General features: G+C 35.0%; 20 protein-coding genes and 2 pseudogenes. 10 read left to right on the top strand and 12 right to left on the bottom strand.

What is annotated here, in order from left to right:
• Positions 1–50: 50 nt before the first annotated feature.
• The gene (locus DN410_RS20190; protein ID WP_149177798.1) at positions 51–1268 is read right to left on the bottom strand and encodes an ATP-binding protein; all 1218 of its coding nucleotides are present in this window, start codon (positions 1266–1268) and stop codon (positions 51–53) included.
• Positions 1265–2518 (bottom strand): ATP-binding protein, encoded by a 1254-nt coding sequence (locus DN410_RS20185; protein ID WP_149177797.1) that lies wholly within the window; start codon positions 2516–2518, stop codon positions 1265–1267. The genes DN410_RS20190 and DN410_RS20185 overlap by 4 nt, the downstream gene beginning before the upstream one ends.
• Positions 2519–2700: 182 nt before the next feature.
• On the opposite strand from DN410_RS20185, the pseudogene DN410_RS20180 reads away from it, so the two are divergent.
• A pseudogene (locus tag DN410_RS20180) lies at positions 2701–4731 on the top strand (catalase).
• Between the two features lie 16 nt (positions 4732–4747).
• The gene (locus DN410_RS20175) at positions 4748–5557 is read left to right on the top strand and encodes an alpha/beta fold hydrolase (protein WP_149177796.1); all 810 of its coding nucleotides are present in this window, start codon (positions 4748–4750) and stop codon (positions 5555–5557) included.
• 49 nt (positions 5558–5606) lie between these two features.
• Here the strand turns inward: DN410_RS20175 and DN410_RS20170 are convergent, their stop codons facing one another.
• From DN410_RS20170 to DN410_RS20150, 5 genes are all read right to left on the bottom strand, one after another.
• Complete coding sequence (locus DN410_RS20170; RefSeq protein ID WP_149177795.1) at positions 5607–6632, bottom strand: ABC transporter permease subunit; 1026 nt, start codon at positions 6630–6632, stop codon at positions 5607–5609.
• Positions 6622–7482 carry an ABC transporter permease subunit gene (locus tag DN410_RS20165; protein ID WP_149177794.1) on the bottom strand — a complete coding sequence of 287 codons (861 nt, stop codon included), beginning with the start codon at positions 7480–7482 and terminating at the stop codon, positions 6622–6624. Before DN410_RS20165 ends, DN410_RS20170 begins: the two co-directional genes overlap by 11 nt.
• A gap of 418 nt (positions 7483–7900) precedes the next feature.
• A complete protein-coding gene (locus tag DN410_RS20160; protein WP_149177799.1) occupies positions 7901–10042 on the bottom strand; it encodes an LTA synthase family protein in 2142 nt (713 codons plus the stop codon).
• A 227-nt stretch (positions 10043–10269) separates the two neighbouring features.
• The gene (locus DN410_RS20155; RefSeq protein WP_149177793.1) at positions 10270–10500 is read right to left on the bottom strand and encodes a hypothetical protein; all 231 of its coding nucleotides are present in this window, start codon (positions 10498–10500) and stop codon (positions 10270–10272) included.
• A gap of 11 nt (positions 10501–10511) precedes the next feature.
• The gene (locus DN410_RS20150; RefSeq protein WP_149177792.1) at positions 10512–10808 is read right to left on the bottom strand and encodes a DUF3986 family protein; all 297 of its coding nucleotides are present in this window, start codon (positions 10806–10808) and stop codon (positions 10512–10514) included.
• Between the two features lie 120 nt (positions 10809–10928).
• Between DN410_RS20150 and DN410_RS20145 the strand changes: the two genes are divergently transcribed.
• The 3 genes from DN410_RS20145 to DN410_RS20135 are packed head-to-tail and all read left to right on the top strand — an operon-like array spanning position 10929 to position 13511.
• Positions 10929–11936, top strand: a complete 1008-nt coding sequence (locus tag DN410_RS20145) for an ABC transporter substrate-binding protein (RefSeq protein ID WP_149177791.1) — start codon at positions 10929–10931, stop codon at positions 11934–11936.
• 11 nt (positions 11937–11947) lie between these two features.
• The gene (locus tag DN410_RS20140; protein ID WP_149177790.1) at positions 11948–12712 is read left to right on the top strand and encodes an ABC transporter ATP-binding protein; all 765 of its coding nucleotides are present in this window, start codon (positions 11948–11950) and stop codon (positions 12710–12712) included.
• On the top strand, positions 12705–13511 hold the full coding sequence (locus DN410_RS20135) for an ABC transporter permease (RefSeq protein ID WP_149177789.1): 807 nt from the start codon (positions 12705–12707) through the stop codon (positions 13509–13511). Before DN410_RS20140 ends, DN410_RS20135 begins: the two co-directional genes overlap by 8 nt.
• Positions 13512–13540: 29 nt before the next feature.
• On the opposite strand, the gene DN410_RS20130 is transcribed toward DN410_RS20135, so the two are convergent.
• Positions 13541–13768, bottom strand: coding sequence for a hypothetical protein (locus DN410_RS20130; protein WP_149177788.1), 228 nt, complete (start codon positions 13766–13768; stop codon positions 13541–13543).
• A 232-nt stretch (positions 13769–14000) separates the two neighbouring features.
• The gene (locus DN410_RS20125) at positions 14001–15122 is read right to left on the bottom strand and encodes a recombinase family protein (protein ID WP_149177787.1); all 1122 of its coding nucleotides are present in this window, start codon (positions 15120–15122) and stop codon (positions 14001–14003) included.
• 94 nt (positions 15123–15216) lie between these two features.
• On the opposite strand from DN410_RS20125, the gene DN410_RS20120 reads away from it, so the two are divergent.
• A complete protein-coding gene (locus tag DN410_RS20120) occupies positions 15217–15891 on the top strand; it encodes an HAD family hydrolase (protein ID WP_149177786.1) in 675 nt (224 codons plus the stop codon).
• A gap of 38 nt (positions 15892–15929) precedes the next feature.
• Here DN410_RS20120 and DN410_RS20115 read toward each other — a convergent pair whose 3' ends face one another.
• The 3 genes from DN410_RS20115 to DN410_RS20105 form a co-directional block, all read right to left on the bottom strand.
• Positions 15930–16469 carry a DUF3267 domain-containing protein gene (locus DN410_RS20115; RefSeq protein WP_149177785.1) on the bottom strand — a complete coding sequence of 180 codons (540 nt, stop codon included), beginning with the start codon at positions 16467–16469 and terminating at the stop codon, positions 15930–15932.
• A 113-nt stretch (positions 16470–16582) separates the two neighbouring features.
• Positions 16583–17062, bottom strand: coding sequence for an antimutator 8-oxo-(dGTP/GTP)ase (gene mutTA, locus DN410_RS20110; RefSeq protein ID WP_149177784.1), 480 nt, complete (start codon positions 17060–17062; stop codon positions 16583–16585).
• An 84-nt stretch (positions 17063–17146) separates the two neighbouring features.
• Entirely contained in the window at positions 17147–17464 is a 318-nt protein-coding gene (locus DN410_RS20105) for a hydrolase (protein ID WP_071710958.1), read from the bottom strand.
• Between the two features lie 83 nt (positions 17465–17547).
• Here DN410_RS20105 and ytzI point away from each other — a divergent pair, with 83 nt between their 5' ends.
• From ytzI to DN410_RS28560, 4 genes and pseudogenes are all read left to right on the top strand, one after another.
• Positions 17548–17697, top strand: a complete 150-nt coding sequence (ytzI, locus tag DN410_RS20100; protein WP_149177783.1) for a YtzI protein — start codon at positions 17548–17550, stop codon at positions 17695–17697.
• A 1-nt stretch (position 17698) separates the two neighbouring features.
• Entirely contained in the window at positions 17699–17929 is a 231-nt protein-coding gene (locus tag DN410_RS20095; protein ID WP_149177782.1) for a YczI family protein, read from the top strand.
• A 14-nt stretch (positions 17930–17943) separates the two neighbouring features.
• A complete protein-coding gene (locus DN410_RS20090) occupies positions 17944–18174 on the top strand; it encodes a YczI family protein (RefSeq protein ID WP_149177781.1) in 231 nt (76 codons plus the stop codon).
• A 399-nt stretch (positions 18175–18573) separates the two neighbouring features.
• Positions 18574–18770 (top strand): annotated as a pseudogene (locus DN410_RS28560) (hypothetical protein).
• Position 18771 lies beyond the last annotated feature (1 nt).

Below are 18771 nucleotides of genomic sequence, written 5' to 3'. Positions count from 1 at the left end.
TCTATAGGGTACATTTTAAATAAGTGATCTCTTTTTTTAAAACTCCACTACTATATCGGCAACATAATGTTAACCGTCGTTCCAACCCCAACTTCACTTTCAAAACTCATCTTACCGTTGTGGTCTTTAATAATTTTTTCTGTAACTACTAATCCTAATCCTGTTCCCGTTTCTTTCGTTGTATAAAAAGCTTCATTTAACTTCGGAATTTTCTCTTTTGGAATACCGCAACCTTCATCTTTCACTTGAACAATGATTCCATCTTCTACGGTAACTTTAATCGTAATCGTTCCGCCAATTGACATTGCTTCAATTGCATTTTTAATTAAGTTAAAAAACACTTGTTTTAATCGTTTTTCATCACATGTGATTGGCGGTATGTCTTTACTGTAAATACCTTGTATGTGTACCCCTTGTTCTAAAGCGGGCTTGCCCATAACTTGAATAACATAAGAGATAATTTCTTGTATATTATGAGTTTCTGATTCTATCGAATTAGATTTCTCAAGCCCACTAAGTTCTGTAGCAATTGTATGAATTCGATCTACCTCTTGTTTCATAATATCACTATAAATCTTGTCTTCTGGATATTTGTTTGCTTGCTTATTTACAAGTTTTTTCAAATTTGCTAGAGGTCTTCTAATTTTATAGCCAATAGCTGTCGCCATTTTCCCAACAGTTGCTAATTTTTCTGTTTGTTTTATTTCTTTATCCATCATCTCAAGCGTACGAACATAAGATTGCAGTCTCAAAAATATAATCCAACATATAATAGCAAATACGCTACATAATGCCATTGGGATTAATACGAGAGAAGATTGAATAATGATTCCTATAAGAGCGTACTTTCCAACCAGTATCCCTGCAACTAACCAAAAATACCTTTTACTTACAAAGATTGGTGCAAATAAAATAAAAAATCCTTCTACTATATTTCCACCATCAAACTCAGCATCGCTACCATAGTAAATCATAATATTATGGATAAAATCTAACAGATTATATCCAATTAGAATCATATACTTTACCATAAATGGATTCTTCCATTTCATAAAGTATATTCCAGTGCAAAATAAGATTATCATCAAAGCATAAAGCCATAAACCTAAACCATCTTCAAATACTCCTACCCCTTCTTGCTCTGCGCCTATTAAAGGTACAATAAATTCATAGGCAAGGTCATATACAAAAAATATAATAAAAAATAAGCTTAAAAACGATTTGAGCGCCTTTATTTCTTCATTTTCAAATATATAGTCTTTATTCATATGGTAACTCCTAGCTTTTCCTCTACCTGTATTTCATTATTTCCATACTTTTTTGGGAGAGAAATATCTATTCTCGTTCCAATATTTCTTTCACTTGAAATATGTAATTCACCACGGTGCTCGGTAACAATTCGATCCGCCACCGTAAGTCCCAGACCAATTTTATCGTGTTTTGTTGTATAGAAAGGCTCGGTAACACGCGTTATATATTCATCCTTAATTCCATAGCCATTATCGATTATACTAATCATTACATAATCTTGATCTTTATTTTCTATTCGTAACTCTAATATTCCACCTTGCTCCATTGCCTCCAGAGCATTTTTTATAATATATATACATACGCCTCTTATTTTTCGTTCATCACATTCAATCTCTATCTTATTTCCTTCCACATTAGAAATAAGCTGAACATTTGACTCACGCATTTTTTCGCGAAGAGTTGCTGCTGCTTGTAATACAATCTCTCCTACATCATGTTGCTTATAAACAGAAGGTTTGCATGTAGCAACTTCCATCAATTCACTAATCATATTGTTCATATTTTCTATTTCAAGAATCATTCGTTTATAAATTGGATCTTCCTCATGCTTCTCTCGCTGTAATTGCGTAAATCCTTTTAATGAAGCAAGTGGATTTTTAATTTCATGTCCAACTGTCGCTGCCATTTTTCCGATTACTGCTAATTGTTGTGATTCACTAGCAATCTTAATGCTTTTCTTTACAGCTGAAAGATATTGCAAGAATCGATTTAAAATGATGTATGCAGCTATTAATACAAGTGTGTACATAATAAGGAACATAAACGCTTTTACTTCCTCTAATACAAATAAATAAATCAAATATTTCCCTATAATAGCCGCCAGTAAGCACACAAAATATTTTTTATTTAAAAATATAGGTACAAAGAAAATGAGAATAATTTCTATTACATTCGTTCCATCAAATGCCGCCTTATTATAAAGCATATACAAAAGTATATTAGCGATTTCTATCCCTATGTATACGAAGATTCCTGCGTATTTAATATGAGTTGCTTTTTCTTTTTTGATTAAATATATATTCACGCACAGTATTGCTACTCCGCATATAGCTTGCCACATTCCTCTATGCAAATTTCCCATTGGTGCTTTATTTTCTAATAGAGTTGTATAAAGAACTTGGTATACAACAACAATGACAGATAGCACCCATAAAAAGATTTTGGCATTCCTTTCTTCTTCTTTATATGTTAGAAAACTTTCTCTCACTTCAACACCCCTTTAAAATAATATCTCGAAGAATACCATTTATTATAATAAATGATTTTCATAGACAAACAAAGATAAATCGAACATTTGAGGAAAATCATCCCAAAATAGCAATATCTTCAGGCTACATGTAAGCATAAAAACTTTAAACAATAATACGTATATTATGGGAGGTGTTTTATATGGACGGTAAAGAAAATAAAAAGACAGAACAGCTCGAATCCTTTACACGTAATAATGAAGGAAAGGAAATGACAACAAATACAGGTGTTAAAATTTCAAATGATGAAAACTCTTTAACCGTCGGCGATCGTGGCCCTACCCTTCTAGAAGATTTCCTTATGCGAGAAAAACTTTCTCATTTTGATCGTGAACGAATTCCTGAATGAGTCGTTCATGCACGAGGATACGGCGCACATGGTGTTTTCGAGCTATATGAATCTTTGGAAGAACTAACAATGGCAAGCTTTCTACAAGACCCTTCAAAAAAAACGCCGCTTTTCGTTCGTTTCTCTGAAGTAGCCGGATCAAAAGGTGCAAATGAAACGAATCGAGATGTAAGAGGGTTTGCTGTTAAATTTTATACAGAAGAAGGTAATTTTGATTTAGTTGGTAACAACATCCCTATATTCTTCATTCAAGATGGCATTAAATTTCCCGATCTTATTCACGCTCTTAAACCCGAGCCTCATAATGAAATTCCACAAGGACAAACAGCGCACGATACGTTTTGGGATTTTATCGCCAATAACCAGGAATCAGCTGCAATGATGATCTGGATTATGTCCGATCGTGCGATTCCCCGAAGTTTTCGAATGATGCAAGGCTTCGGTGTTCATACATTCAGCTTAGTTAATAAAAATGGAAAGTCCCGTTTTGTAAAATTCCACTGGAAACCAAAGCTCGGTGTCCATTCATTAATTTGGGATGAAGCTCAAAAGTTAGGCGGTGCTGATCCAGATTACCATCGCCGCGATTTGTGGGAAAATATTAATGCTGGAAACTATCCTGAATATGAACTTGGCATTCAAATTCTAGAAGAAGAGGATGAATTTAAATATGATTTCGACATATTAGATGCAACGAAAATTTGGCCTGAAAAAGATTTCCCAGTTAAAATCATCGGAAAAATGACGTTAAACCGGAACGTCGATAATGTATTTGCTGAAACAGAGCAAGTCGCACTGCATCCCGGAAGTATCGTCCGCGGTATTGATTTTACCAATGATCCTCTCTTACAAGGTAGGCTCTTTTCTTACACTGATACACAATTAGCACGCGTCGGTACAAATTATCAAGAGTTACCGATTAATCGTCCGGTATGTCCTTTTCATAATAACCAGAGAGATGGCGCTTCTAAATATATAATCGATAAAGGAAAAGTTGCTTACCATAATAACTCCTTAGCAAATAATTCCCCTTACACTGTGCCTGGGACAAAAGGCGGTTTCGTTACATATCCTTCTACTGTATCTGGACATAAAACGAGAGAAACAGCCGCTAGTTTCAAAGACCATTTCTCTCAAGCTCGCTTATTTTGGAATAGTATGAGTAACGTCGAAAAAGTTCATATTATGCAAGCCTTCTCCTTTGAATTAGGAAAGGTTAAAAGTAAATCCGTCCGTCAACAAGTCGTAAATATGATCGGGCATATTAGCACAGAATTAGCCACATTAGTAGCCGAAGCAGTCGGAGCAAAAATCCCAAATGTTCAAGAGTCCAGCGTTACAACGGTCTCTCCAGCACTTAGCATGGCAAATACGACCTTTAGTCCACATACATTACGGGTAGGTATCATCGTTGCAGACGGATATGATGGACAAAATGGACAATATATAATAAAGCAATTGAAGCAAGTTGGTCTTCAACCAATCATTATTTCTGAAAAACTAGGCACAGTGCAAGGAACACAAAATGTACAGTGGGAAGTAAATGATACTTTCTTAACCGGGTCGCCGCTTCTTTACGATGGTCTCCTTCTTATTGGTGGAAATATGGATGAACATTTTCTTAATAAAGCAAATTCATTTGTCGTAGAATCATATAATCACTTTAAGCCAATTGGTTCCTTCCAAAATGGTTCTACTATTATTCAATCTTTAAATATCGAAGGAAAACCTGGTGTCTTAATAGAACAAAACGCTATACTTCTGGCTAATGAATTTATTCAAGCGATGACAAAACAACGCTTTTGGGATAGAGCGTATGAATAGGATAGGGGGATAATTTATGTTTGTTACGGTCGAGAAAGATGTGCATATTTTTGTACAAGACGTTAATCCCGGTCCTGGTAGTAAAACTGTTTTTTTCGTCCATGGCTGGCCTTTAAATCATCAAATGTATCAATATCAACTCAATGTTTTACCACAGCACGGCTTTCGCTGCATCGCCATGGATATACGTGGAAATGGGCAATCTGATAAACCGTGGACTAGTTACACATATGATCGATTAGCAGATGATATCGCGATTGTTCTAGAAGCGCTTCAAGTAGAAAACGCTACGTTAGTCGGTTTTTCAGTCGGTGGTGCTCTTTCTATTCGCTATATGTCCCGCTATAACGGTCGCCGCATTTCTAAGCTCGCATTAATTGATGCGGTCTCTCCTTCATTCGTTAAAAATCAAGAATCTCCTTACGGTGTACCAAAAGAACAAGCAGATGCGCTCATTAATCAAATGTATGTAAATTTACCAAAGTTTTTAAGTGACGTATCTTTATCATTTTTTAATAGAAACTTAGGGGCTGCTACGTTAGAATGGTTTTCTTATCTCGGTATGCAGTCCGCTTCCTATGCTCTCATCAAAATTTTGCAAGCAGCTGCAAACGAAGACGTAACGAAAGATTTAAGTAAGATTAACGTTCCGACAAAAATATTCCACGGCGTTCACGACCAACTTATCCCGTACAAAAGCGCTGAGCTTACGCAAAAGCGGATTAAAAATGCGCAACTACATGCTCTGACAAATAGTGGCCACGGCTCCCCCATCGATCAAGCAGATGAATTAAATACGGAACTTATAAAATTTTTAAATTCATAGTCCCGCTGCAGTAAAAAAAGAATTTGCCCTTACAGCAAATTCTTTTTTCTTAACTACCTTTTTCTATCGATTTAGACGATACCGGAGTGAACAAAGCTTTATCTATTTCTTTCTTTTCCTTTCCTTGTTCATATGGCTCATTCTTTGTCTTTTTATCCATAGAATATAAGCCTCTACCTTGCTCTTTCTTTATTCCTTTAATCATTAAATGTAAAACGAATATCGAAACCGTAAAGAATAGTAGTGGTGCAATGACAATCCATGGTGCCGCTAAAAATTCACTTTTGTATAGACCAATTAATCCCGCCCATTCATTCGTAATTGAGTATGGTTTCCTCGTATCATAATCTATACCTCGTCCCCCTACTAAAATCCCAAAAAACGCTAAATGAATTAATAACGTAAATAATTGAACGAACTGTTGTAAAAAAAGAACGGCAAGAATTTCTTTTAAATACAACCATATATGCTTTCTAATAATCCGAAACCTTGAAGCACCTAATATTTTCGAAGTAGTAACAAACTCATTTTTCATAAATAAATTGATTTCTTGATTCACATAAAGAATAACAGCTGGTAGTAGCGCAAAACAAAGAACAGCAAACTGCTTTATAATAATCTCCATATTAAATCCAGTTAATTCACTGTGCAACATGATTGGAAACATCCACAAAATCGCCCATAGCACTGTCGGAATGAAGAAATACACTTTACATATTTTTTGAAATAAATTTTGTACTATAGATGGTGTATGAGCTAATATTACACCTAATACCGTACCGAGAAACACTTGTACAACACATATGCCAAATACGAATAAAATGGTAAACTTCGCCCCTACCAATAATTGGAAAAACAAATTCAAACCGTTACGATCTGTACCGAGCGGTGGTATTGTAAGTGGATTGAACGGAGCTGCCCCAACAACATTCCCACTCTCATCTTTTATCCAGATCGTCTTACTCGTATATAAATCCTTACCAAACCACGTAATAAGATAACTAATTACAACAATCCCTACAAAATACAGGACACCAAACAAAAAACGTTTGGAGCGAAAGTTTCTATATATCATGAGAAGCCCCTCCTGTAATACGATTTACTCGGTAATGTATAATGGCAAATAGAATATAGAATGGAACAAATAATAAAAGAATCCACCATGCCATCGTTAAAGGATTTAAAGTACCTGCCCTTACTAAGAAAGACATATACCCTGTAATATTAAAAGCACCTTCTACCATTAAGAGGCTTGAAATCATGAACAAGAACAGTGGCTGTAAGTGATTTAACAGATGATACATTATATTACGTAATAAATGCACATACAGTATATATTTATTACTAAACCCTTTTGCACGAGCAAATTCCACATAAGGCTTATTCTTCTCTTCCATTAAAAATAAAACGATAATACGGAAAAAATGCAGAGTTGGAACGATAGTCATACAAAAAATAGGTAAGAAATAGGCACGTTCATCATTAAACGCATAAATAGTAACGAAGCGATACCCTGTCTGTTTATACAGCCATACAGCAAATAATTGTAAACTAAAAATTAATAATAAATCTGGAACTGATTCTATTAAAATTAAACAACTCTCAATCCCCTTTTTAATTTTAGAAGAAACTAATAAGTAGACGAATGAAAGACCAATTGAAAGTATAATTGTTAAACAAGTAGCAATTAATAGAATGGTCATAGAATACGTATACGGTTCCATAATTCGTTCAAAAAAAGGAATTGACTGCATAGTGTTTGTATCAATATGTGCAATATCCTTTGGCGAAGCTAACCTCTCTAAATATGTAGTAAAACTAAGGCTATTCCCTAAAAACAAAGAGAATGGCAAATAACTTATAGTAAGAATAACTGCGATACTAATAAGAAACTCTACTATTTTCCCACCCCAAAAACTTTTCAATATTCCACCTCTTTTTACAATTTTTTCAGTTCCCTCTTATTTTAATTGATTTTTCTGATAATTAAAACTATATATAGAAAGTACTTTCCTAAAATCAAACTTTTAACTAGAAATTATTTTCTTTATGGTTAAGATTATAAATTGAACTCGTACATAAACCGCATTATATCGACCTAGTAACCAATTCTCCCTCCAATTACGACTTTACAAATTTAGAGGGATTTATTATAACTATTTAGTCGGTAATTTTAAAAGAGATAATAATTCACACATTTCTCACAAATCAATTAATAAAACGATTTCATTTTCATATATACTAAAGGCACAGGTAATATTCCCTAAACCCAGCTTGTCTGGTTACCCCGTTAAATAACATAAAAAAGAACTTGTACCATGATACAAGTTCTTTTTGTTTCCTCTATTTAAAGAGTGTTTCTTTACTATACTGCTTTCCAGCGAGTAAATCATATTGGATCATTTTATACTGCTCCAACATTTCTTTTTGTTTCTTTGTTAAATCTATCTCTTCCCCATCTTTATTAACCTTTAATTCATCTCTAAGCACTGGTATTTCTTTATGCATTTCTGATAAAAATTGGTAGTACGGTGATTTATTTAATCCTGCATAATCAAAAACAAGATTAGAGAAATAAATTGGACTTACTAAACCTAAATTATCATTTGGCAAATCAAAATTTGCATACATTAACAATGGTGTTTCTGCCATAGCTAATCTTTCACTTATAGTTTCTTCATTCTCTATATATCCTGCTTCTTTATAAATAGACTTATTAGTCCCTAACAAAGGCAAATGGTCTCCGAAGAAAACTACTAGCGTAGGTCTTTCTAAATCGTCAAGCTGCTCTATTAAATATTGCAGCGCTTCATCCGAGAGTCTTACGCCTTCCGTATATGCTTCTAATTCCGCCTTCGATTCCTCTTCTGTTAATCCACTAATCTCTATTTTATTTTCACCAAACATATTTGGCTTATATGGAAAATGATTTTGCATCGTCACCGCATGAATAAACGTCGGTTGTTTTCTCTTATTCAATTCATCTATTATTTCTTTACTCATAGATAAATCACCGATATTTTCTCCCACTATTTCTGTGTTTTTCATCGTGTCTTCTGCATTAAAATGGTCGAATCCCAATGTTTTATATACATCGTCTCTTTTATAAAACGATCGATTAAAAGCATGAATTGCACTTGCATAGTACCCTTGTTTTTTCAATTCGCTTGCAATAGATGGAATTTCTTTCTGACTTGGAATGGCTTGTTGATACGGTATAGAACCAGGCATTAAGTGACTCATCGAGTAACCTGTTAATGCTTCAAATTCTGTATTCGCTGTATTTCCGCCAAATGTAGGGGCTATCGTTTGTCCCCCAGGAAAATTCTCTATATAATGATGTAAATTTGGCACTGGATCTTCGCTAAACGAAAGATTCGTTAATTTTGTCGGATCCCAAAAAGCTTCACTCATAATAAATATAATATTCGGCTTCTCTACCTTTTTTTGCCCACCTATATTGCCACCATATGTTTTCTCTATATCCTTGGCAATACGCTGCATATTTTCCTTTGAATATCCCTCTGGTTCTTCGATAACTGTCGTATCTAAGTTACTTAAAAATCCTATAACAAAACCATTTGCCTGATAATTTATAGTTTGATTCCACGCACGAATGTCTACTCCACCTTTTTGGAATAAATTATTCATAAAGGTATTAGAAAAATTACTATATGCATACAGCATAAACGCAGATCCACATACTAAAATAATCCTTATAATAATATGAGATTTTATAACTGGAATGTGCTTTCGTATATACATAACTACACATATAAGCAACCCAATACAAACTATTACGCGAAATATATTCCAAAAACTAAAGGATTCCATAACCATCGGTATCACGGAATCCATATGAGCAATCTGCGTGAAATCAGACGGATAGAATGGATCTCCTCTAAACATGATTTTAAAATAGTTCACCAGTACAAAAACAAGTAAGACTACACTAGTTATCGTTGTACTTAAGAAAATTCTTCCAAGCAAACTATACACAAAAATATATACCATATAAATAAACAATAGACTTAACATATACTGTCCATGTTGTAAATAAACCCACGTATTTACTAAAAGAAGGTTCATATCTTCCTGTATCATGATATACATCCAGTTCATTGTATGTGCAATTAAGAATAATACGATGTAAACTCGAATAGCTGGCCTAAGCCTATGGCTAATGCCTTTATTCAAATGAATGACGTATAAGAGTACGCCCCACAAAATAATAATGAGTATACTGAGTTGCATTTTCCCGTCAAAAAATTCTTTAGTTTTCTCGAATTCGAAAGAACTTAGTATTACAAAAAACAATGTCTCTAAACAAATTGCCCACATTCCACTAAGAATGATTGAAATTAATAGGTTCTTTTTCGGCTGCTGAGCCGAAAAGCTAAAATGAAATTCATCTCTTCTTCGTCGCTGTGTTAAAACATTAAAACGCAATTTATTCCCTCTTTCCTTTACCCCTTCGCCTCGCATCAGCAAACATATTGTCATATACAAAATACCATATTTGTATGCAGTTAGTCTCCCGTTGTGTTTGTATTATACACATGTATCCTTAATTTCCCCTTAAAAATAACACTTTTTCTTCTCTATATTCTACCAACATAAATAAACTATACTCCATAAAAATATTACTATAAAAAAAGAACCCATCAACACTGACAGGTTCTTTTTCATTCTAACAGACATTCGTCCATTCATTATATAAAAGAATATATCCATACCTTCCATATAATACATACGAGTATTATAAATACAAAATCAAAAAAATCTAGTCTTGGCCCCTTTTTCATCGTCATATCTAACCACATATGAACCCATTTTACTTCCCTGTATTTATGAATATTTTTCTTTGCAAATTGGTAACTAAGAAATTGCATAATGAAAAATCCAACTACTAAGATGAACAATAGTATGAGAAAATCGATCACGAAGTTCCTCCCTATTTTTGTAGCGCTTTTTCGACGATATGATTCTTCAAAACCCACTCCTCAAATTGAGCACTTCCAAATTCCCAACTTAAATCACGAGCATGTACAGAAAAAACATAATAACCGGCATATTCGTCCATAAACCTACCTGTCTCTACCTCATTGTTCTGAATACCATATACCCCAAAATTAAAATACACATCCCATACGTCTTCATACTTCCTCTTATAAGCAATCGATTCCATATCACATTCTGTTCCGAAATAGTCAAGATGTAAATGTACGCTATCATCGTATTCGTACTCCATTTTATCACCCCTTATATTTGTACTTCTTTATTACCCAAAAAATTCCTGCTATCTATACTCACATATGGGCACTTACCTACATATCCTGCTTGTAGATTGACTTCTAGGAGGTGTCATTTAATGAAAAAATTAATAGCTGTGTTTTGCATCCTGTTACTGGCTGTTTTCACATTCGCTGCTTGTAGTAGTAAAAAGGAAGGTACGAAAGAGCAAACTCAAAACATCCGCATCGGTGAAGTTACCCATTCTCTCTTCTATGCCCCGTTATACGTTGGAATTGAAAAGGGATTTTTTAAAGATGAAGGATTAAATATTGATTTACAAACAACAGCTGGCGGAGATAAAACGATGACCGCGCTTTTATCTGGCGGAATTGATATTGCTCTCGTCGGTTCCGAAACATCTATTTACGTTCATCAACAAGGAGCAAAAGATCCTGTCATTAACTTTGCACAACTCACACAAACAGATGGAACATTTTTAGTATCGCGTAAAAAATTAGATTCTTTTAATTGGAATGACGTGAAAGGTGTTACGTTTTTAGGACAGCGTAAAGGCGGCATGCCGCAAATGGTTGGAGAATATGTTTTAAAGAAAAATGGCATTGATCCTCACAAAGATACAAACTTAATTCAAAATATCGAGTTTGCTAACATTGCAAATGCCTATGCATCTGGTACCGGGGAATTTGTACAGCTCTTTGAACCGACTGCAAGTATATTCGAAAAAGAAGGAAAAGGATATATCGTCGCTTCGTTCGGAAATGAATCTGGTACCGTTCCGTATACATCGTTCATGGCGAAAGAAAGTTTCTTAAAGAAAGATAAAGCTGCTGCAGAAAAGTTCACACGTGCACTATATAAAGCACAGCAATGGGTTGATACTCATAGCCCAGAAGAGATTGCTGATGCCGTTTCTCCGTTATTTAAGGACACTTCAAAAGACATTACAGTAAAAGTAATTGAACGGTATAAAAAGCAACATTCTTATGCGACAAATCCGCTATTAGATGCTGAAGAATGGAAACAGCTCCAAACGATTATGAAAGACGCTGGCGAATTACAAAAAGAAGTTCCACATGAAGCGCTCGTCAATACGAAAATTGCCGAAAGCGTTATTAAGAAATAGAGGCGAAGTGTATGAGTTTTTTACAAATACGTAACGTTTCTCACTGCTTTTTTGCAAAAGAGAACGCCAAATTAATTCTCGAAGATATGAGCTTACAAGTGGAAGAAGGCGAATTCATTTCGATACTCGGCCCAAGTGGTTGCGGCAAAACGACACTCCTCTCCATCATTGCCGGGCTACTTGATCCAATTGAAGGTATCGTCTTTTTAGATGGTGAACCGATTACAACGAAAACTTCATCTATGGGATATATGTTACAGCAAGACTACTTGTTTCCTTGGAAGACAATTGAAGAAAATATTATGCTTGGACTTCATATCCGAAAAATTTATGATGAACAGACGAAAGAACATACTTTACAGCTTTTAAAACAAGTCGGTCTACATGATGTAGAGCAGCAATACCCCCGCGAATTATCCGGTGGTATGCGTCAACGTGCCGCCCTCGTTCGAACGTTAGCGACCGACCCCCAAATTTTATTGCTAGATGAACCTTTTTCGGCTCTCGATTATCAAACGAAATTGAAACTAGAAGATCTCGTTTTCAGCTTACTACACAAATATAAGAAAACTTCACTACTCGTGACACATGATATTGAAGAAGCAATTGCGATGAGTGATCGTATTTATTTACTACAAGCGAATCCCGGAAAAATTGCAAAAACATTTATCGTCCCAGAAAGCATCCGTTCCTTATCACCGTTAGAATCACGCCACCACCATGACTTCCCATCCCTCTTCCAAAATATATGGAAGGAGCTGGAGCGCCTTGGATAATATAAAGCAACTACATGAACAGTTTCGGAAGAAAGAACGCAGGCGCACATGGTTAGCACGCTCTTTGCAGCTTTTACTGCTCATTCTTTTCTTTGCACTATGGGAAATAGCTAGTAAAAAAGAGTGGATTGACCCTTTACTCTTTAGCTCTCCTTCAAGCATTTGGGATCTCTTCCTTAGTAAATGGATTGACGGTTCTCTTTGGATTCACATATGGACGACATTGCTTGAAACGGGAATAGGTTTCATTCTCGGAACAGTACTCGGGGCAATCATTGCTACTTTCCTTTGGTGGATGCCACTTTTAGCTCGCGTACTTGATCCATACCTGGTCGTCCTAAACGCCATGCCAAAAGTGGCACTTGGTCCTATCATCATTGTAATCTTCGGTCCAAATATTTCATCGTCTATTGCAATGGGGGTAATCATTTCCATCATTATTACCATCCTCGTTATTTACAGTGCATTTCAAGAAGTCGATTCTAACTATATAAAAGTGATGGACACATTTGGCGCAAATAAATGGCAGTGTTATAAGCAAGTTATACTCCCCTCATCGTTCCCAGCCATTATTTCAACGCTAAAAGTAAATGTGGGATTGTCATGGGTCGGTGTTATTTTCGGTGAGCTTCTCGTGTCTAAACAAGGACTTGGCTATTTAATTAGCTACGGATTCCAAGTCTTTAACTTCACGCTCGTCTTACTTAGCGTACTCCTCACCTGTGTCCTTGCAACTCTTATGTATGTGTTTGTTGAAGCATTCGAGAAACTTCTAATTGGAAAACAAAAAAGAAGCTGACCCTACACATTATAGTCAGCTTCTTTCTTTTACTTTTTATCACACATCTTTGTTTCATTTGTAACGTTTCCATCCGCAACCGTAACTGTATGGAAACAATCTTTCACACGTACTGTAACGACATTATCTTTTCGATCTATCACATGATAATCATTGAACTTTTTATTTAATGCACTACGAATTTGCTCCCCTTCAAAGATCGGAAAACTATGAGACATTACCCAAATGAGACCAGCAACAGCAAGAATCGTTTTCATACGTTTCATTACCTCCTCGAGAGTAAACTTATATCCCCTACAACACGCGCATTATAATTGTGTCTAAATTGTGACGTTTTTATACTAATTCTATTTTAAAGCGTCAGTTCCTTCTTCTTTTTGATAAAAAAGACAGAATTTTCAATTTTATTAACAAAGAAAAAACGCAAAGATTTGAACGTCTTTGCGTTTTCATTTCATCAACCAAAAATATATAAACATATACCCCGGATTAATCCCCACTTTGTTGTTCTATCGTTTTCGAAACATCATATAATCCTGACAGCACTTCCGCTCTCATTTTTACAAGCTCAGGGAATTGATAGAAGAAGGCAATTTTTTTATATTTTAACGCTGCTCCTTCTTTCACCTTTTTTGAATCCTGTAAAATAAACGCTGTAAATGTATCTGCGATATCTTCCGCTACATTCGTTGTTCCGTATTCAGATACAAACTCGTCCTGTTTCTCCTTGAAAAATTGCATTTGAGCTTCTTCACTTTCTTCCACTTTCTTCTCTGTCCATTCTTGCTCAATTTGTTTCCAAAAAGAATTATGGAATTGATTAATATAAGAACTCTCTTTCGCACATCCTTCTTGTAAGAAAAGTGATTTACATTTATTTTGGTATGATGAAATATCTTTATCTTCTTCAAAAGCCTTTAAGTATTGTTCATTTACTGGTATTTGTTTATGACCTAACGTTAACACGTGAGCCGTCTCATGAATTAATGTTTTCATCACTTCATCGATATTTACTGCAGAATCAAGCGTATCTAAACTAAGAACCCATTCTTTCGGATATGCCATACTTGGCATAACATGGGCCACAATTCCATCGTAACCGTCTGTTATCATATCGAACTCTTTTATGTCGCTGCGATATTTAGCTGGAATAAGAGTGCTGTACATGTCCCATAATGATTCATGGTAACCTCTATCTTGGCGTTGTTGTAGTACTTCTTCTTTCGCTTCTTTATCTTCAGCGAATACTTTATTTAAACGTTTCCGTTCTATTTTTTCAAAATAAGGATCTACAATTTCATCACCATCAATATAATAAGAGGCTAAAAAGAAATAATTTTCATCATCATCTTTTTTCTGTTCTGCTTTTTTCATATCATTACTTATAGTTTGTTGCTTCGCTACATCCTCTTCTGGCACTTCAAGTTCTGAAAGGCCATCTATCTTTCCATATACTTTTTGGAGCGTTTTATCGCCTATTTCTGTACATTCTTCTGTCGTTTCGCACACATCTTTCTTCTCTTTTTTCAAAGTTCGCTCCGCCATATCACATCCGGCGACTAAACCAATTGAAATTATAAAACATGTTAATTTTCCATACAATTTTTTCATTTAAACCTCCATCGTTACAGCCTACAAAAATATGATAATCATTTTCTGACGGATATGCGATACTTAATTTATAAAAGCTTTGAGGAGGTTACATATGATTCATGCTGTGCTATTTGATTTAGATGGGACACTATTAGATCGACGAAAGTCTTTGGAACGATTTATTCATGACCAATACAATCGCTTTTCCTTTCATTTTATGAACATTGAACAATCTGAGTATTGTTCTCGTTTTCTCGAACTCGACAACAATGGCTACACCTGGAAGGATAAAGTATATGCTACTCTCATTGGCGAATATAACATTACCACTTTAACATCAGAGCAACTGCTGCACGACTACATTACAAATTTTCGATATCATTGTATCCCTTTCCCAAACATGCATGAATTACTTCAACAATTAACACAACAAAGCATTAAAATCGGCATTATTACAAACGGCTTTACTAACTTTCAAATGAGCAATCTCCGTGCTCTGAACTTACATACGTATACAAACACCATTCTCATTTCAGAAGCGGAAGGAATTAAAAAACCGCATCCTGAAATTTTCGAACGAGCTTTAAAAAAGCTAGATGTGAAGGCAGAAGAATGTCTTTACGTTGGGGATCATCCTGAAAACGATGTACTTGGTTCTGAACAAGTAGGGATTCTTGGCGTTTGGAAGAAAGATTCATTTTGGAGTGACTTTGAGCATTCACGTATGGCGGATGATTTACTGGAGGTTCTCTCGTTTTTAAAGGCAGAGACAAAAACAAGAAAATAGTAAAAGGAGGCTTCGTTTCCCGAACGCCTCCGCTTCCTTTATGATTCATATACTGTAAACTGCGGTTTACTCGGATGATCCTTAACTTGCGCATCATCTGGAAACTTTGAAACTTTTTGATATAAGGCAATGTCACCGATACAACTCGCTGTTAGTAAGATTCCTAAAAATGAGAGTGGCTCCAGATTCATAACTAATCCCAATACAATTGGCAAAATTCCAGTCGGTAAAAACGGTAACATTAACACTTTCTTCATTTGCTTTACTGTAATTTCTTTTTTAGAATGAGCGTATGCTACACCTAATTTCCAATTGACGCCCCATGTTAGTTCACTCCACGGAACACCTCCGATATAGCGAAACCCTATTAAATGTATCGCTTCATGAATACAAATGAGGACAATCATTCCAATAATCAAAAGAAACATAACGGGCAATGTAAATTCAAATTGAACCTCGCCTGAAAGAAATATATGCAAATAACCAATTCCAAACGCCAAAGCGAATATTATAAGAAATGCATAGATATTTAATTTAACCATCGAAACAGTAACAGTCGTTTCTTTTCTGTTATCCATCTTCCCCCTCCTAAAATGCAAATATATCTTTACAAAAATTGTATATTATATCCATATATATATAAAGATATATTTACATTTATTCTTACAAACAAAAAAAGAAACCGGCCACTTTACTTCGTAAAACAGCCGATTTCTTCTATATGTTTCATCGTACGCGCCAATACATCGTCGCGCATTATAAAGCTAAATTTTCTATCCGTTTTAATGTTTTCAGGAATGTCTGTTAATAAAACAGATCCCTTCGTTTCTTCGTAATGCGTATGTGCTTCTACCGCACTAATTGTTGCAAAATAAATGTTTTTAATGATTATTTTGTCTTTTCCAGATACTTTATATTGTCCTAAGTAAGTTAAATCAGAAACAATGCCGCCGGTTTCTTCATGAACTTCTCGAACCGCCGCTTCTTCCGGTGTTTCCCCGAGTTCCACCTTACCACCTGGAAATTCAAGACCGCGACGTAAATGATGCGTTAATAACCATTGATCCCCGTACCGGCATACAACCCAAACATGCTTTGGCTCAGGAGAAAATGGATAACGTTCAAACGATAATTGTACAGTGTTGTGGTAATAATCTTTAAATTTGTACATGCCATTACTCCCCTATTGATGGTTACAAGTTTTTCCTACCACAAATTGTAGCATATTCTCGCTTTTCTGCATAATATTATCCAATTATAATCCATTGATTATTCCCATTTGCGCGACTAATTCTTTCGTCTCATGATTTCCTAAATCGTAAATCATTTTATATGCTTTTTGTAGTTGTTCATCATATCGGTCATTATTTGAATCGTGATGATACTCAACAAATGGAACGTGGGAGCGTACAAATGAACCTAAATCCTCTACATATGCTTGATCGAAGTACTCTCTTAACTCCGTAATCTCCTCATCACTCGCGGAAATCTCAAAATTATACGTATCCGCCGTCTTCACTTGTGAAATTTGACCATTTGCTATTGATATATAATATGTTTTTTTCTGCTCCATGTAACGCCCTTCTTTCATCCTTTTTATTTCTATTGTTTTCATCAATTACAAAATTATGTAAAATAAAGAAAAGGAGGGGTCTCATGCTCAAAATATTAATTATCGGTATTATCATCGTGCTAGTCGTACTAGTGCTCTCTGTTATGACGATTAATAAAGGGTATTCATATAAACATTCCGTTGATAAACCAGAAGATAATCCTTATACAAAAAATAATAAGGAGGATTCATAATATGCTTCGTATACTTCGCATTATAATCGCACTCACTATAATCATTATGTCGGCAATTGGGCTCTATACCGATCAAAATAACTTTCTACCACTTTCACAATTTCTATTAGGAGCTTTAATGTTCATCATTGCAGTTGAACAAATAAAAAAGAAAGATTCAGGAACAGGAGTTATTTGCATTGTTGCGGGTGCTTTCAGTTGGATTGTTCTCCTCATTAGCTATATAAAATAGAAGGAGGTTCCTTTATGTTAAAAGGAGTTCGAATCACTTTTTCACTGATTGCTTTATGTATAGCCATTTATAGCTTTATCAGCGACAACAGAGACATTATGCCTTACCTGTTCATTTTCTTAGGGTTGATGGCCTTCACCATAGGTATAGAAGAAATAAAAAAAGACCGAAAATCTAGCGGCACATTTGCTTTTATGGCTGGAGCTGGTGCTTTATTTCTTAGTTTGTCAGAACTATTCCGGTAAATAATCTATTTAAAGAAGGTTATACAATGTTAATTGGATTACGGATTGTTTTAGGACTTCTCACGCTTCTCACACTCACTCTGTGCACGTATTCTCTTATTACCGATAATTTCACACTTCTCCCATACATGCAATTTACTTTCAGTTATTTCTTTATTCTTATGGGAATTAATGAACTGAAATCCGGACGAAAATCAATGAGTATCCCGTATTTTTTCGTTTCTAGTCTTATGTTCTTCGTTTTAATATCGACCTACTTTCGCTAAAGGCAACATGTACTTTTCCTACTGACTATTACCTTTCACCAATTTTTCTTTTTCGAACAAGTAATACATTTAAGGATCATTCAAAAAACGAAAAAGGTGGAGAATAGCATGCTAAAAACATTCGAATTATCCCATTACTCTTATTCTCGCTCTATTTAGCCTCTTTGCAAAATTCACCGTACCTTTATCCTACGTATCTACCCTTTTAAGTACTATATTATCTTTTTTTGAATTAACGAATTAAAGCAGCAGCAAAAAGCAAAAGCATTTGTGTATTTTCTCTATTCTGTCGTTATTTTATATGACGGAGTGTCTAGTATACTTTCATAAA

The organism is Bacillus sp. SH5-2, from assembly GCF_008368905.1.
Classification (GTDB): domain Bacteria; phylum Bacillota; class Bacilli; order Bacillales; family Bacillaceae_G; genus Bacillus_A; species Bacillus_A luti.
The sequence above is the reverse complement of the archived record's forward strand: the minus strand, read 5'-3'. Positions and strand labels throughout refer to the sequence as shown.

Coding starts and splice junctions, on each gene's coding strand:
- DN410_RS20090 (WP_149177781.1), top strand. CDS start 17,944: ATGTTAAAAGGAGTTCGAATCACTTTTTCACTGATTGCTTTATGTATA.
- DN410_RS20095 (WP_149177782.1), top strand. CDS start 17,699: ATGCTTCGTATACTTCGCATTATAATCGCACTCACTATAATCATTATG.
- DN410_RS20150 (WP_149177792.1), bottom strand. CDS start 10,808: ATGGAGTACGAATACGATGATAGCGTACATTTACATCTTGACTATTTC.
- DN410_RS20190 (WP_149177798.1), bottom strand. CDS start 1,268: ATGAATAAAGACTATATATTTGAAAATGAAGAAATAAAGGCGCTCAAA.
- mutTA (WP_149177784.1), bottom strand. CDS start 17,062: ATGTACAAATTTAAAGATTATTACCACAACACTGTACAATTATCGTTT.
- DN410_RS20125 (WP_149177787.1), bottom strand. CDS start 15,122: ATGAAAAAATTGTATGGAAAATTAACATGTTTTATAATTTCAATTGGT.
- DN410_RS20140 (WP_149177790.1), top strand. CDS start 11,948: ATGAGTTTTTTACAAATACGTAACGTTTCTCACTGCTTTTTTGCAAAA.
- DN410_RS20120 (WP_149177786.1), top strand. CDS start 15,217: ATGATTCATGCTGTGCTATTTGATTTAGATGGGACACTATTAGATCGA.
- DN410_RS20115 (WP_149177785.1), bottom strand. CDS start 16,469: ATGGATAACAGAAAAGAAACGACTGTTACTGTTTCGATGGTTAAATTA.
- DN410_RS20130 (WP_149177788.1), bottom strand. CDS start 13,768: ATGAAAACGATTCTTGCTGTTGCTGGTCTCATTTGGGTAATGTCTCAT.
- DN410_RS20170 (WP_149177795.1), bottom strand. CDS start 6,632: ATGATATATAGAAACTTTCGCTCCAAACGTTTTTTGTTTGGTGTCCTG.
- ytzI (WP_149177783.1), top strand. CDS start 17,548: ATGCTCAAAATATTAATTATCGGTATTATCATCGTGCTAGTCGTACTA.
- DN410_RS20105 (WP_071710958.1), bottom strand. CDS start 17,464: ATGGAGCAGAAAAAAACATATTATATATCAATAGCAAATGGTCAAATT.
- DN410_RS20160 (WP_149177799.1), bottom strand. CDS start 10,042: ATGCGAGGCGAAGGGGTAAAGGAAAGAGGGAATAAATTGCGTTTTAAT.
- DN410_RS20175 (WP_149177796.1), top strand. CDS start 4,748: ATGTTTGTTACGGTCGAGAAAGATGTGCATATTTTTGTACAAGACGTT.
- DN410_RS20145 (WP_149177791.1), top strand. CDS start 10,929: ATGAAAAAATTAATAGCTGTGTTTTGCATCCTGTTACTGGCTGTTTTC.